12 protein-coding genes are annotated in these 13,306 nt (G+C 68.8%); 8 read left to right on the plus strand and 4 right to left on the minus strand.

Annotation, left to right across the window (positions count from 1 at the left end; all coding sequences use genetic code 11):
* The first annotated feature begins 46 nt into the window (after nucleotides 1-46).
* Nucleotides 47-1,600, plus strand: coding sequence for an alpha/beta hydrolase (locus AC5W7N_RS24955; RefSeq protein ID WP_228815060.1), 1,554 nt, complete (start codon nucleotides 47-49; stop codon nucleotides 1,598-1,600).
* Nucleotides 1,601-1,690: 90 nt separating this feature from the next.
* Here the strand turns inward: AC5W7N_RS24955 and AC5W7N_RS24960 are convergent, their stop codons facing one another.
* The gene (locus AC5W7N_RS24960; RefSeq protein WP_194991431.1) at nucleotides 1,691-2,257 is read right to left on the minus strand and encodes a DUF8020 domain-containing protein; all 567 of its coding nucleotides are present in this window, start codon (nucleotides 2,255-2,257) and stop codon (nucleotides 1,691-1,693) included.
* A gap of 344 nt (nucleotides 2,258-2,601) precedes the next feature.
* On the opposite strand from AC5W7N_RS24960, the gene msrA reads away from it, so the two are divergent.
* The 4 genes from msrA to AC5W7N_RS24980 all read left to right on the plus strand — a co-directional run bounded on the left by msrA (nucleotide 2,602) and on the right by AC5W7N_RS24980 (nucleotide 8,163).
* Nucleotides 2,602-3,069: a peptide-methionine (S)-S-oxide reductase MsrA gene (msrA, locus tag AC5W7N_RS24965; RefSeq protein ID WP_178127724.1), complete on the plus strand. Its 468-nt coding sequence runs from the start codon at nucleotides 2,602-2,604 to the stop codon at nucleotides 3,067-3,069.
* Nucleotides 3,070-3,441: 372 nt separating this feature from the next.
* Nucleotides 3,442-4,713, plus strand: a complete 1,272-nt coding sequence (locus tag AC5W7N_RS24970) for an ABC transporter substrate-binding protein (protein WP_163812337.1) — start codon at nucleotides 3,442-3,444, stop codon at nucleotides 4,711-4,713.
* Between the two features lies 1 nt (nucleotide 4,714).
* Nucleotides 4,715-6,520 carry an ABC transporter permease family protein gene (locus AC5W7N_RS24975; RefSeq protein ID WP_194991432.1) on the plus strand — a complete coding sequence of 602 codons (1,806 nt, stop codon included), beginning with the start codon at nucleotides 4,715-4,717 and terminating at the stop codon, nucleotides 6,518-6,520.
* Entirely contained in the window at nucleotides 6,517-8,163 is a 1,647-nt protein-coding gene (locus AC5W7N_RS24980; RefSeq protein ID WP_195007171.1) for a tetratricopeptide repeat protein, read from the plus strand. The genes AC5W7N_RS24975 and AC5W7N_RS24980 overlap by 4 nt, the downstream gene beginning before the upstream one ends.
* Here the strand turns inward: AC5W7N_RS24980 and AC5W7N_RS24985 are convergent, their stop codons facing one another.
* Together AC5W7N_RS24985 and AC5W7N_RS24990 are read right to left on the minus strand one after the other, a co-directional pair.
* Entirely contained in the window at nucleotides 8,164-8,313 is a 150-nt protein-coding gene (locus tag AC5W7N_RS24985) for a hypothetical protein (RefSeq protein WP_194992496.1), read from the minus strand.
* 117 nt (nucleotides 8,314-8,430) lie between these two features.
* Complete coding sequence (locus AC5W7N_RS24990) at nucleotides 8,431-9,654, minus strand: oxygenase MpaB family protein (protein ID WP_194992495.1); 1,224 nt, start codon at nucleotides 9,652-9,654, stop codon at nucleotides 8,431-8,433.
* A 299-nt stretch (nucleotides 9,655-9,953) separates the two neighbouring features.
* On the opposite strand from AC5W7N_RS24990, the gene AC5W7N_RS24995 reads away from it, so the two are divergent.
* The 3 genes from AC5W7N_RS24995 (at nucleotide 9,954) to AC5W7N_RS25005 (ending at nucleotide 12,909) form a co-directional block, all read left to right on the plus strand.
* Nucleotides 9,954-10,580 (plus strand): ABC-2 transporter permease, encoded by a 627-nt coding sequence (locus AC5W7N_RS24995; RefSeq protein WP_163812329.1) that lies wholly within the window; start codon nucleotides 9,954-9,956, stop codon nucleotides 10,578-10,580.
* Nucleotides 10,581-10,756: 176 nt separating this feature from the next.
* Nucleotides 10,757-12,166: a glyceraldehyde-3-phosphate dehydrogenase gene (locus tag AC5W7N_RS25000; RefSeq protein WP_495924201.1), complete on the plus strand. Its 1,410-nt coding sequence runs from the start codon at nucleotides 10,757-10,759 to the stop codon at nucleotides 12,164-12,166.
* Between the two features lie 401 nt (nucleotides 12,167-12,567).
* Nucleotides 12,568-12,909, plus strand: a complete 342-nt coding sequence (locus AC5W7N_RS25005) for a DUF5713 family protein (protein ID WP_195019229.1) — start codon at nucleotides 12,568-12,570, stop codon at nucleotides 12,907-12,909.
* A 130-nt stretch (nucleotides 12,910-13,039) separates the two neighbouring features.
* Here AC5W7N_RS25005 and AC5W7N_RS25010 read toward each other — a convergent pair whose 3' ends face one another.
* Nucleotides 13,040-13,213 (minus strand): hypothetical protein, encoded by a 174-nt coding sequence (locus tag AC5W7N_RS25010; protein ID WP_163812319.1) that lies wholly within the window; start codon nucleotides 13,211-13,213, stop codon nucleotides 13,040-13,042.
* Nucleotides 13,214-13,306: the final 93 nt, after the last annotated feature.

The following is a 13,306-nucleotide window of genomic DNA, read 5'->3' on the forward strand; positions in this document are numbered from 1 at the left end:
ACCAAAGGAGGATGCTCGGCCGAGGGAGGTCGCGGATCATCGGGTGATGCGGTGGGCGAGAGTTGTTCTTGCGGTGATGTTCACGGTGACCGTCGCGGGATGCGCGGCCACCGGAGAGCGCGTCGATCAGGCGTCGGCGATGGTGGCCCGCTTGGCCGCGGAGGCCGACGCCGTGCCCACGCCGGAGCTCAGGTGGGATGCGTGTGCGGAGCCGGGGCTCGACGGCCATCAGTGCGCTCGGGTGCGGGTGCCGGTGGACTACGCGCGGCCGCAGGGGCGAACGGTGTCGTTGGCGCTGGTCCGGCAGCCCGCCGCCGATCCGGAGCAGCGCATCGGGACGGTTTTCGCGGCGGTCGGTGGGCCGGGCGGCTCGGGATACGACTGGGCCCGCGACACCGAGATTCTGTCGGGTGAGATCGCGCGACGCTTCGATGTCGTGACCTTCGATCAGCGGGGCATCGGGCGCAGCGGACAGGTGCGATGTTTCGCCGACGATGCCGCGCAACAACAGTTCTGGGATGGCCTGCGCATTCCACCGGTGAACGGTGAGCAGGACAGGGCGGCTGCGGCGGCGGCTCGGCAACTGGCCGCCGGGTGCGCCGAGCACAGCGGTGCGATGCTTCCGTACCTGACCACCGTCGACGCGGCGCGCGATCTGGAACTGTTGCGTCGCGCGGTCGGCGAGCCGCAGATGACCTACGTCGGTTACTCCTACGCCAGCTACCTGGGCCAGGTGTACGGCGCGCTGTTCCCCGACCGGGTGCGCGCCTTGCAGCTCGGTTCCATGATCGACCCCCAGCGGTATACCAACGACAGCGTCACCGCCCTCGGTGACGCTGCCACCGGCACCGAGGAAGTGCTCACCGAATTCCTGCGATTGTGCGAGACCGCCGCGCCCGGCGCGTGCGCGTTCGCCGGCGGGAATCTCCGTCAGCGGCACACCACGCTGCTCGCGTCGCTCGAACGGGCTCCGATCGTGATCGGGTCGGGCGCCGACGCGCTGCCGTTCAGCTACCACGATCTGATGCTGGTGCACGCGGCTCTGCTCTACGATCCCGATCAGGGCTGGTCCGCACTGGCCCGGCTACTGTCCGAGCTCGAACGGGCAGCGCTCGGTGATCCGGCCGCTGCCCGCGCGATTCTGGCGTCGGCGCCGTTCGACTACGACTTCCTCGAGTCCTACGTCGCGATCAGCTGTGCCGACAACTCACTGCCGCGCGATCCGGACCGCTGGCCGGAACTCGGGCGCGAACTCGACCGCACCGCACCCACTTTCGGCGGTTACTGGCTGTATCCGCTACAGGCTTGCGCTGCCTGGCCCGCACCCGAGTCGGGCTACCCGCAGCGTTATCTCGGACCGTGGACGTTGCGCACCAGAACGCCCGCGCTGCTGATCAACAACCGTTTCGATCCTGCCACCCCGCTGCCTGCTGCCCAACGCGCACAGCAGGCGCTCGGCAACGCACACCTGATGGTGATTCCCGGATACGGGCACGATCCGACCAGCCCGTGCGTGCGCGCTGCCCAGGAGCGATATCTGATCGAGCTGGAACTTCCCGCTGCCGGATGCCCGGCCGCTCATCGGCCTTTCACCGCTTGAGCGGCAGTCGGCGCACGAGTGCGACGGCCCGCGGCGTCCACCTCCTACCGCGGGCCGACACGAGCAACCGCGTCGTCGGAAATCTCTCGATTACGGCGTCGAGAACCCGATGAGCGCGCCGATGCCAGCGCCGATCGGCACGGTGACCAAGGCGCCGACTCCGCCGAGGAAGAAGCCGAGGACCGCGCCGATTCCGGCGCCGATGAGTGCGCCGACGCCCGCGTTGTGCTGCTTGCGGGCGAGGGTGGCCGCATCGTCGTCGACGAAGGAGGCGAGGCGGTCGGTGGTGGCGGCCGGGGCGCCGACGGGGGTGAGGGTGAGGGTGCGGCCCGCGTCGCTGATCTGCGGCGCGAGGCCGAACTTGTGGCCGTCGGCGACGAAGGCCATCGGAAGGGTGGCGACCACTCGGCCGGTGCCATCGGCGAGGGTGACGGCCTTTCCGTCCGCGGTCAGCGCGAAGCCGCCCTGGGCGACGGTGGCCGACACGCCGGTGCCGTCGGCGGTGGGTGCTGCGGTGTAGCCGATGCCCTGTTCGGTGCCGTGTACCGCGATAGCGTCGGGGGCCGGTGCTGCCGGGTGGGCGTGCACGACACCCGCGGAAGCGCCCAGTACCCCGATGGTCAGGAAGGCGGTGGCGGTGAAACGCTTGAATCTCATCTGAATCCCCACTTAGTCCGATGCGGCACGACGGCCGACACGTCCCCTCTGCGCCGAAGGCTTCGTTCATTGTGATCGATAAGGTATTGCGCTGCAAGGGTATTCGCTCATAGATAGCTGGCGGCCGAATACTCGGCGCGGATCGGGCGCACTGCGCAGCGGTGTCTTGGCACCCCGGCCACCTCGCTCGACGCCGAGGACCGGGACTATCGTGGAATATCCTGCGCCCGCCACCACGTTCTACTGGTCGACCAGAGGCGCGGACGGCGCTATCCGGAAGCAGTGAAGGAGACGGTGTGAGCAATCCACGGAAGGCGATTCTGGCCGGCGGATGCTTCTGGGGGATGCAGGACCTGATTCGCAAGCAGCCGGGGGTGCTGTCGACGCGGGTCGGCTACACCGGCGGTAGCAACGACCACCCGACCTACCGCAATCACCCGGGCCACGCCGAGGCGGTGGAGATCGTCTACGACCCGGATCGGACCGACTACCGCGCCCTGCTGGAATTCTTCTTCCAGATCCACGACCCGACGACCAAGAACCGCCAGGGCAACGACATCGGCACCAGCTACCGGTCGGAGATCTTCTACCTCGACGAGGACCAGCGGCGCACCGCGCTGGACACCATCGCCGACGTCGAGGACTCGGGCCTCTGGCCGGGCAAGGTGGTCACCGAGGTGTCTCCGGCTCGCGAGTTCTGGGAGGCCGAGCCGGAGCACCAGGACTACCTCGAGCGCTTCCCCGACGGCTACACCTGCCACTTCCCCCGTCCGGGCTGGAAGCTGCCCAAGCGCAGCACGGCGAGGCAGTAACTCTCGGTTGTATCGCGGTGGCAGGCCGTCGGCGTTGCCATCGCTTGCCGTTCCGCCGGGCACGCGCATTCCGCATTGCTGTCCCGTGGCCGGTCGGCCGGGGACCGAGGTGCCCGCTGTGATGGGGGGAGTAGGCGTCGGTGCGGCAAGTCCACGGCAAGGAGCCGCTACCAGACGCCGGGCTCCGGTGCCCGAATTTCGTTGCGTGAACCTGGGTCGCAGTGGCGTCGAGAGGTTCGCTGCCGAACGGCCGTGCCGAGCGTGATGCCAACGGCCGATCGGGGCGAAGCCGGGCAATCCGCGGCGAAATACCCTGTCGCCTAGCATAATAGGCCGTGCTCACGCGGAGATGACGGCTGGGACTGGGGGGCGATGCTGACCCGTAGGACGGTGTTGCATGCGGCGCTGGTGGCGCCGCTGGCGGCGTGTGGCGACGGTGTGCTTGGGACGCCGGGGGCGGTGCGGATCGCGGTGGCGTGGAGCGGGTCGGAGCTGGCGGCGTTCCGGCGGGTGCTGGAGGCGCTGGGCTTGTCGGGCTCGGTGGATGTGATTCCGCTCGGTGATGAGATCGGTACGGCGTTGACCGGTGGGCGTTCGGCGCCGGAGTTGGTGATGTTGCCGCTGGCCGGGCGCGTGCGTGAGCTGGCGGCCCGGGGTGCGCTACGGGATGTGCCCGAGTCCCTGTGGGCGGATGAGGCGCTGGAGCCGCGCTACCCCGCGGTGTGGCGGGGGCTGCTCTACCACGACGGACGCCCCTACGGTGTGCCGTTCAAGGCCGCGGACAAATCGCTGGTCTGGTACGACCGGGAATCGGCGCGCGACTACGAGCTCGGCGATCCGGCCCGGTGGACCCTGGAGGACTGGCTCACCCGCATCGAGTTCCTCGCCGGCAAGGACATGCATTTGCTCGCGTTATCGGCGGGAGACGGCTGGGCATTGACCGACCTGTTCGAAAACCTGCTGTACGCCGAATCTCCGGACACCTACATCGCGCTCGCGGACGCAGGCCCGGACGCGGTCTGGGAACGCGACGCGGTGCGCGCGGCTCTGCACCGGCTCGGCACCTGGTCGGTGCACGAATCGGCCTATCCCGGCGGCATCGGCACGGCACTCACCATGCAGTTCTCCGATGCGGTGCGGGAGGTGTTCGAACGGCGCCGGGCGGTGATGGTGGTGGCGCCGGATTTCGCCGAGCCGGTGGTGCGCAAGGCCGTCGCGGCCTCGGGTCGCAATCCGTACGACGTCGTCGGTGTCACGGGTTTTCCCGCGGTCGAGGCCGACGGTCCCGCGCCACTGATCTTCGGCGGCGACGCGCTCGTGCTGAACCGGGCCGCCGATGAGCGGGCCGAGCGGGTGCTCGTCGCGCTGGCCGCGCCCGCGGCGCCGTTGCAGTGGATCAACTCGTTTCACGGGTTCCTCGCCCCGAATCTGGCCACCGATGCCGCCTATTCGCCGTTCCTGCGGATGTCGGCCCAGCGGCTGCGCGGCGAGGTGGTCTTCGAACTGCCCGACCGATTCGGCCCGGCCGGCGGCCGCCATGAATTGTGGCGGGTACTGACTGAGTACCTGATCGCCGTCGACGCGGACCGCGCCCACGTCGTCCGCGCGGTCAACCAGGCCGTCCTCGCTCTCACCGGGCGGTGAGATGAACACGATCCCCGGTTTCTCCAGCAACGGTGTGCGGCTCGAGCTCGCGACGCGGCGGATGCGTGGCGCGCTGATCGGCGGCAGGCATCCCTGGCGTGGGTGGGAACGAGCCCAGCTCGTGCCCGCCGTGCTGCTGCAGGTGCTGTTGGTGGTCGCCTCGGCGTGGACGGTGGCGACCGCCGGGCCGCGAGTGGGTGTGCCGCTGGCTGTGCTCGCCTGCGGGGTCGCTGCGGTGTTCGTGCTGCGGAAGGCGGTGCGTCCGCAGCCGCGGGCACTCATGTGGACCGTGTATGCCGTAGTGCTCGCGCCGGGTCCGTTGCTGTTCTGCCGCATCGCGAATGCCGACGAGCTCGGGGTGTATGCGCGCACGCTGCTGTTCGTGGCGGCCGGGCTGGTGTTGATGGCGCTGGCGCTGGCCGCGGCGTGGTTCGGGCGCGGAGTGCGCTGGGTGTGGCTGCCGCTGGTGGTGCCGTTCGGCATCGCCGCGTTCGTCTCGGGTCTGGCATTCCGGGTGATGTTCGACCAGGCGGTGCCCGTCGGCGACGTCGGCACCTTCCGCACGGGGTACCGATGGATGCCGTTGTTCGCCTTCTGGTGGACCTGGTTCGGTTTTCTCGCAGGCATCTTCTCGGCGGCGCTGCGCGCGATCGAAGCGGACTCGGTGCGCTGGGGTTACCTCACCGGTCCCACCACCACGTTCCGGCCCGCGGTGCTGATGTGGCGGCTGCTGAGGCTGATGCAACCGGTGCTGCTGGTCACCGGGATCGCCGTGGTGGTCGCCGCGGCGCGGGTTTTCGACGTGATTCTCATCGGCGTTCCGGCCTCCTATCAGTACCAGCGCGACAGCGCGACCGTGCGCTGGTGGCGGTTGGTGACGGGGGAGAGCACCGCCGCCGAGGCGGCGATGTATTCGGTGCCGTTGGCGGTCCTGGTCGGCATGTGCGCGTTCGCGCTGTGGAAGGCGGGCGGCGCCAGGGAAATTCGCCTGCCATTGCGCCCGAATCCGCATGAGCCGTACGGCGTGCCACGCACGGCGTGGCCGACCACGGTGTTCGCGGTGCTGGTTGCCGCGGTGTTCGCGACGCCGCTGCTCATGCTGCTGTGGGTGTCGACGCGTCGTCCGGGTGGCCACGGCTGGCCCGCGCTCGGCCGGGTCTGGGAGGCCGGTCTGCCGTCGACGCTCGGCCTGACAACCCTGGTCGCGACCGTTGCCACCGTGCTTGCGGTTTCGGCGGCGCTGCCGGTGGCGCGCTGGCTGTCGACCACCGCGCCGGGCAGCTGGCGGTTCCGGATCGCCATCACCGGGCTGGTGGTGCTGGCCGTGCTGCCCGCCCAGATGTATCTGGGGCCGATCGACCAGGTGAGTGGGGCGCTCGGGTTCTCGGGGACGCAGTATCCGTTGATGCTGGTCCACGCCGCGGCCGGTATCCCGGTCACCGTGCTGATCCTGCGCGGTGCGTTACGGGCCGCCGCCGAGAATCCGCGCACGGCCGCGATCCACGGGCTGGCTCGCCCCGGGGCGGTGGCGCGGCGTTTGTGGGCCGGGGTCGGCGGCGCGGTAGTCGCCGCCGCGGTGCTGGAATTCGTTCAGGTGTGGAACGACTTCTTCGTCAGCCTGATGATCAGCGGGGCCGGGGTGAGCCCGTGGTCGCTGCTGCTGTGGGGCGAGGCCCGCCACTTCGAGGAGAATCTGCCGCAACTGGCGGCCGGATCACTGGTTTTCGCGATCGTGCCGGTCACGCTGTTGCTGGCCACCTGGCGGCGATTCCTGGTGCCGGCGCTCACCGGAGGAGTGCTGCGGTGACCGATCAGACGCCGCGGCCGCGATCCCCGGTAGTGCGTGCGGTGCCGTCCACCGGGATCCGCCTGCGGTTCGGCGGCGGCGCGCTGGCCGGCGCTATCCTGCTCGGACTGGTCATCAATATCGTGTCCAGTCTGTTCCTCGAACGCGGTGTGGGACTGCTGATCTCGGTGGCGCTGCTGGTGATCGGCGTGACCGTCGTCGTGGTGCTGGTGATTCGCTGGTTGTCGGCCGAACAGCGCAGACTGCGCGAAAGCCCGTACACCGCACGAGAACTCGAACTACTGGCGCAATTCGACGATGCCGAGACCCCGGTCGGCGTGCATACGTGTGCACCTCGCCCGCTGACGGTTCACCATGGCTCGGGCGTCGAGGCGAGGGTGCTCGGCGCGCTGCCGGTGCACGAATACACCGCCGCTGCCCTGCTCGATGTGCTGACCGCGATCCTGGACGCACCCACGCGCATTCCCGACGCGGGCGAGCCCGCCTACACCGGCGCGCCGCTGCTGCTAGCCGAACTCGAGCGCCAGGGATGTGTCGAGAACGCCGGAGTGCAGCAGTATCGCGTCGTCGCGGTGCCGCCGCCCGATGCGATGGCCGAGGTACGGGCGCAGGTGCAGTGGCAGGCCGCGATCACCGCACTGGCTCGCCACCACGCCGACCAGGCCGAACGATGGGCGATCGGCCTCGGCACGCTGCGCTTCGCCGCCGCAGCGCGCCGCTGGTTCGAGGTGGAAGAACCATTCCTGCGGCGGTTGGTGCTCGGCTGCGCGGAGCTCGGCGTGCGGCTGCCCCGCAGCGCGACGCCCGGACTGATCCGGATCACCGACGCCCTCGACGTATGGCACGCGCGCACCGGCGGCTACGACGTGCCGCTGGCCGAGGCGGTGGCCCGGCTGCCCGGACTCGACACCTTCGGCGCGCACGCCGCCCAGGTGCGGCTGCGCGCGGGCCGGGCCGAACGGACACCCCGCAACGGCCAGGGCGGCCGCTACGCCGATCTGGCCGCGCGCCGCGAACACGCAACGGCCCTCGCCGACCTCCCCGACCCGGCGGCGGCGGGCCCGGAGCACCTCGAACAGGCCCGCAAGCGCCTCGAACGGGTCTGGTGGATGCTGCCGCGCGAAGACATCCCCGGCGAGGTCTGCGCACTCGTCAACCTCGGGGTGGTCCTGTTGTGTCAGGGCAGGCTCGACGACGCGCAGGATCGTCTCGAACTGGCGGAGGCCCTGACCAGTCAAGGCCGCGACCCGGGCGGCCGCGCGCACATGCACGAAATCCTCGGGCATGTGTGGTGGGCGCGCGGCGAGGGGATCCGCGCGCTGCGGTGCTGGCGGCTCTCGCTCACCGCCAACCGCGCGCTGTGCGACGACCGTGCCGTCGCCCGCTGCCTCCAGCATCTTGCCGCGGCGGTGATCGTGGACCCGCGCTGCGCCGACGACGTCCTCGGACCCGACTCGGCCCGCCTACCTCGCGCGGCCGTGAAGGAGGCGACCGGCTGGCTCGCCCACGCGCTTCGGCTCGATCCTCGCGCCTCGACCGCCGGTCACTACCGCGACCTGGCGATCAGGCAGTACGGCATCGTGCCGCTGACCAGCATCGGCCATTGGCCACTGGCACTAGAGGAGAGTGTGCCGGGGGAGTGATCAGTCCGGCGGCTCCTGCGCACCGTCGGTCTCGGCGATCTCCGGAGCCACCTCGCGGGTCGCCATGCCGCCGTCGCGGCCCTGATCGGTGGGACCGGGGCGTCCGCCCTCGGGCTCGTCGGCGTCGTCGGTGTCCTTCTGTCGGGGCATGGGAATCCTCCTCGGTGTTTTCTTGGCAGTACCCACTCCCACCGAGTTCGATCACGCACGAGCCACGAGCTTCGTGGCGAGCACAGTGACTGCGCTACCCCGGTGCGGGCAGCCGCGTCAGGCGGCCTGGTGGATTGCCTGCGCGGAGTCGCCGACGACGGCGGTCTCGGCTCCGGTGAGTGTGCGGATGAAGGCGATCTGCGCGGCACGCCCGCGCGCGGCCGAGCGTGCGAATTGGCCGGGGACGACGCGTGCCCACGCTGTGCGAGCGAGGTTGATCGGCGCGCGCAGCATCGGGTACCACGGCAACGTGTAGGCGGGGAGGCCGAGTTTCTTCATCGCGTCGGGGCCCAGCAGCATGGTGGCGATCGACAGGTGCTGCGAGCGGGCGATGCGCCGGCGCGGTCCGGCGAGGTGGTCGTAATGCCAGCCCAGCGGTTCGTCGCGCATCGGCAGTGCCAGCTGGGGCGAGGTCTCGTCGGGGTTCGTGATGGCCGTCATCGTGTGGTAGAGGATGCGGACGCTGTCGCGGAAATCCTTGGGCAGGAAGCGTTCTTCCACGCCCATCACCCAGCCGACGTAGCGGGTGAAGTGCGCGACGGCGTCGGCGTCACGCGGGGTCACCAGCCCGCCCATGCCGATGGCGCCGATCATCGGAGCGATGAGCGCGCCGATGATCGTGGCGGCCATATCGGTCTGGTTGATCGGCAGACCCCATTCCTCGCCGCGCCAATCCGGTTGTGCCGCGATATGGCGGCGGACCATCGAATGGATCATCCGCACGTGCATCGTCGACCGGTAGCCGAGGCCGCGCGGCCGCATGCCGTCGGTCGAGGTGACGTCCATCGCCCACTGCGTCGTCTCGGCGAACCGCTTGGCCGGTCCCTTCTCCAAAGCCCCCGTGCGCAACAGGGTTTTGTTGAAACCCGAGGCGAGGTAGCCGCCGAGGAAGGACATGTCGCGCGCGACGTAGAGCCCGTCGCGGCCGCCGAGGCCGAAGACGAGTTCGGCGTGCCGGATCTTTCGCCAGTCGACCCAATCGGGGACGGCTTCGACGTACTCGAAGAACTCCCGCAGCGGCGCGGGAGCCTCCGGCACGGCGGCGATGCCCTCCCGCAGCGCGCGCTCGAACAGTGGGCGGGTGTTCGCCATCCCCTCGCGGTACATCCAGTCCACCAGCTCGTCCATCGGCTGGTCGCCGATGGTCAGCGCCGCACCCAGTTCATCGAACTGAGCGGGTGTCGGCTTGCGCAGCCCGAGCAGGCGGGCGAACGGGGCCAGCCCAAGTCCGGGGACGGTCTGCGGCGCGTCCGGGTGCCGGCCGGGGATCGTCGAAGCCATGGTCACTCTCCTTTGAGTAGGCGCGCACGGCGGGAACCCCAGGGATCGGCTGGAGCCCGCGTTCGCAGCTTCTGGCAAGAGTCTCTACCAGAATGAAGGTTTTGGCAAGAGTCCCTACCAAAGTCTGGTTCGAGTCAGCAGCGTCTGGCCCGGTTCGCAGCATCGGGGCCGGGCGGCACTTCACCCGCAGCGGGTGAGCCGTCCACCGCCGTCGGCTCCTAACGTCGCTATCGCGTGCAGTGAGCGGCCGTTGCGCCTGCTCGCCAGGTGGGTGGTCCGGCAGTCGAAAGGGGTGCCCGATGAACGGCATCGTGGTCGCGGTCGTCGGCGTACTGCTGTGCTTCTACGGGATCCGTTCGGTCCATCTGGGGATCCTGGCGATCGGGTTCGGCCTCGGCTGGATGATCGCCGACCTGTTCGACGCCTCGTTCTGGTGGTTGCTGCTGGTCGCGCTGATCGGCGCGATCTCGTCGTGGGTGGTGACCTCGCTGATCTTCCGGTTCGCGGCCTACTTCATCGGTGGGCTCACCGGCGCCATGATCGGCACCAAGCTCGCGATGGTGCTGCAACCCGGCGACAAGAACTGGGCACTGAGCATGATCGTCGCGCTCGCGGTCTGCGTGGCGGGCGCGTTCCTCGCGCAGAAGTTCCGCGCCCGCGCCCTGCTGTGGCTGACCTCGATCGGTGGCGCCAGCATGATTCTCAGCGGCGTCGCCCGCATGAGCGACTCGCTCGAATTCCTGCGCAGCCCCGAACCCGGCTGGCAGCAGATCACCTCCACGCTGGCCTGGATCGGGCTGTCGGTGCTCGGCTGGATCACCCAGCGTCACCTGTTCGCCGAGAAGCTCGGCATCGAGCATCTCGCCGGCGACGACGACGCCAAGGCCGACATGCGCCGACGCAACGGAGGCTGGCCTGCCGGCTGACGGCCGTACCTCGGTGCGCGCCATCAGCGGATCTCACAATGCGGTATCCGGCTCCGGTGATGTCACCGGGCCTGACTAGCATTTATGCGGCGAACCTTTCGATCAAGCCCCGAGGATCTGCGTTGACGACTGAACAACTCGACCGCTGGAACAGCCAGGAAGCAGCCGCAGAGGCGATGATCCCCATCATCGGTACGTTGTATCGAGACAAGGGCGTGACGATCCTGCTGCACAGTCGATCGCTGGTGAACAAGTCGGTGATCAGCATCCTGCGCACGCATCGGTTCGCCCGTCAGATCGAAGGTGAGGAGCTGTCGGTCGGCGAAACGCTGCCCGTCCTCCAGACCCTCACCGAGCTGGATCTGGGGCCGTGCAAGATCGACCTCGGCCAGTTGGTCATGGCCTACCGCGCCGACGATCGCGGCCTGTCGATCCGCGAGTTCACCGCCGCCATCCTGGCCGACGTGACCAACGGCAAGGTGCAATCGAACGGTCCGAGGGACGTCGTGCTCTACGGCTTCGGCCGCATCGGCCGGCTGGTGGCCCGGCTGCTCATCGAGAAGGCGGGCTCCGGGAACGGCCTGAACCTGCGCGCGGTGGTGGTGCGCCGCGGCGGAGCCGACGACCTGGTCAAGCGTGCGTCGCTGCTGCGAAGGGATTCGGTGCACGGCCAGTTCAACGGCACCATCAAGGTCGACGCCGACAACGACACCATCATCGCCAACGGCAACGTCATCAAGTTCATCTACAGCAACGATCCGGCGTCGGTCGATTACACCGAGTACGGCATCAACGACGCGATCCTGATCGATAACACCGGCAAGTGGCGCGACCGCGAGGGCCTGTCGAAGCACCTGCGCCCCGGCATCGCGAAGGTCGTGCTGACCGCGCCCGGTAAGGGTGACGTCCCGAATATCGTGCACGGCGTCAACCACCGCAGCCTGGACCTGTCGCAGCAGATCTTCTCCTGCGCCTCGTGCACCACCAACGCGATCGTGCCGCCGTTGAAGGCGATGGACGACGAATTCGGCATCCTGCGCGGCCACGTGGAGACGGTGCATTCGTTCACCAACGACCAGAACCTGCTGGACAATTACCACAACGCCGACCGCCGCGGCCGCTCCGCGCCGTTCAACCTGGTGCTCACCGAGACCGGCGCCGCCTCCGCCGTCGCGAAGGCCATGCCCGACTTCAAGGCCAAGATCACCGGCAACTCGATCCGCGTCCCCACCCCGGACGTCTCGATGGCGATCCTGAACCTGCACCTCGAGCGCGAGACCACCAAGGCCGAGGTGAACGAGTACATGCGCCGGGTATCCCTGTCCGGCCCGCTGAGCCGCAACCTCGACTACACCGCCGCCACCGACGTCGTCTCCAGCGACTTCATCGGCTCCCGCGCGGCCTCCATCATCGACGCCAACGCCACCATCGTCGAAGGCGACACCGCAATTCTGTACGTCTGGTACGACAACGAATTCGGCTACTCCTGCCAGGTGGTGCGCACGGTGCAGTACATCTCGGGCATCGAATACCCGACCTACCCGCAGCTCGAAGCAGCACAGGAGGTCGCCGCCGTCGCGGGCTGAGCGCCCGCTTCGGTCCGCTCGAAATCCGGGCCGAGTTCCGGGGATGCCGGCTTCCACGGCTCCCCGGAACCGGCCTTTCGCGGCCTCGTCATAGTGACGCCGAGAGCTCATTGCTTGCCCCACGGACCGGGCAGCGCTACGGCCAGGACCAGCACGGCCAATGGAAGGCCTACTGCGATGACATATCCCACCGCGATCACAGTTGCGGCTCGGCTGGCACGGCGACTATCGACCATCGGGGATACCGCTGCGTGCGGGTGATGAGTTCGGCTGGCTCGGTCACCACCCACCACGGAGTGCGTGCCTGGAGCGTGCCTAGATGGGGGACCACCACCACGTCGGCGAGGTGCTCGATGGCGTGCTGCACCGACTGCCTTGTCGAAATCCGAGAATGGGACGTTATGCCGATCACCGATCAGCAGGTGGCCACACACCATTTTCTTCGTCTCCTCGACGAGGACGATTACTATCCCAGCCGACTGGTGGAGCGAGGTAAAGCGATCCTGCTCGGGCTGTGCGAGCGCATCGAAGTCGAGCAGCCCGCCGACCTCTCGGCGCTGTACGTCCTCACCCACGCTGCTACGGAGGATTTCAATGCGCTCGAGCTCGAATTCGACTCGGCGGGAAGCGAATTAGATACTGTGGCACGTGAAGAAATAGGCGAGGACTTCTGGTTCATCGCCCGCGCCTATGGTTTCCACGAGGCGGACCTGTCGGAGCTGATCGCCGCCCGCGAGTGGTGAACCGAGTGGCTGGTTATCGCGGGGCGCGAAGGTGTCCACCGTGTGCGCCGGGACGGAAGCCGGCGGAACTCGGCCGGGCGGAGCGGCGGCAGCTCGCCCCGGATGTCGCCGCTCACCCCTCGCGGCCGAATTACTTTGCGGTTCGCTGGAATTCGAACGAACCCGGCTTGTGTAGCGCGTTCGTGGTGAGTGTTCCGACGATCCGGCCCGGCCCCGGATCGAAGCGGATCTGGGTGCCGCCGGTGCCGTAGATCTGCTGGTGGACGGTCCCGGCGGCCCCGGTATCGAGGTTGCGCCAGTTCACCGCCACCTCCACCGAGCACGGCCCGATCCCGTGCAGCGCGCTGACAAGCCCGAAGTAGGGCGTGTCGGGGCCATGCGTTTCCTCGTCGTGTCG

It is taken from the genome of Nocardia sp. CDC519 (assembly GCF_059509835.1).

Coding starts and splice junctions, on each gene's coding strand:
- AC5W7N_RS24955 (WP_228815060.1), top strand. CDS start 47: ATGCGGTGGGCGAGAGTTGTTCTTGCGGTGATGTTCACGGTGACCGTC.
- AC5W7N_RS24960 (WP_194991431.1), bottom strand. CDS start 2,257: ATGAGATTCAAGCGTTTCACCGCCACCGCCTTCCTGACCATCGGGGTA.
- msrA (WP_178127724.1), top strand. CDS start 2,602: ATGCAGGACCTGATTCGCAAGCAGCCGGGGGTGCTGTCGACGCGGGTC.
- AC5W7N_RS24970 (WP_163812337.1), top strand. CDS start 3,442: ATGCTGACCCGTAGGACGGTGTTGCATGCGGCGCTGGTGGCGCCGCTG.
- AC5W7N_RS24975 (WP_194991432.1), top strand. CDS start 4,715: ATGAACACGATCCCCGGTTTCTCCAGCAACGGTGTGCGGCTCGAGCTC.
- AC5W7N_RS24985 (WP_194992496.1), bottom strand. CDS start 8,313: ATGCCCCGACAGAAGGACACCGACGACGCCGACGAGCCCGAGGGCGGA.
- AC5W7N_RS24990 (WP_194992495.1), bottom strand. CDS start 9,654: ATGGCTTCGACGATCCCCGGCCGGCACCCGGACGCGCCGCAGACCGTC.
- AC5W7N_RS24995 (WP_163812329.1), top strand. CDS start 9,954: ATGAACGGCATCGTGGTCGCGGTCGTCGGCGTACTGCTGTGCTTCTAC.
- AC5W7N_RS25000 (WP_495924201.1), top strand. CDS start 10,757: ATGATCCCCATCATCGGTACGTTGTATCGAGACAAGGGCGTGACGATC.
- AC5W7N_RS25005 (WP_195019229.1), top strand. CDS start 12,568: ATGCCGATCACCGATCAGCAGGTGGCCACACACCATTTTCTTCGTCTC.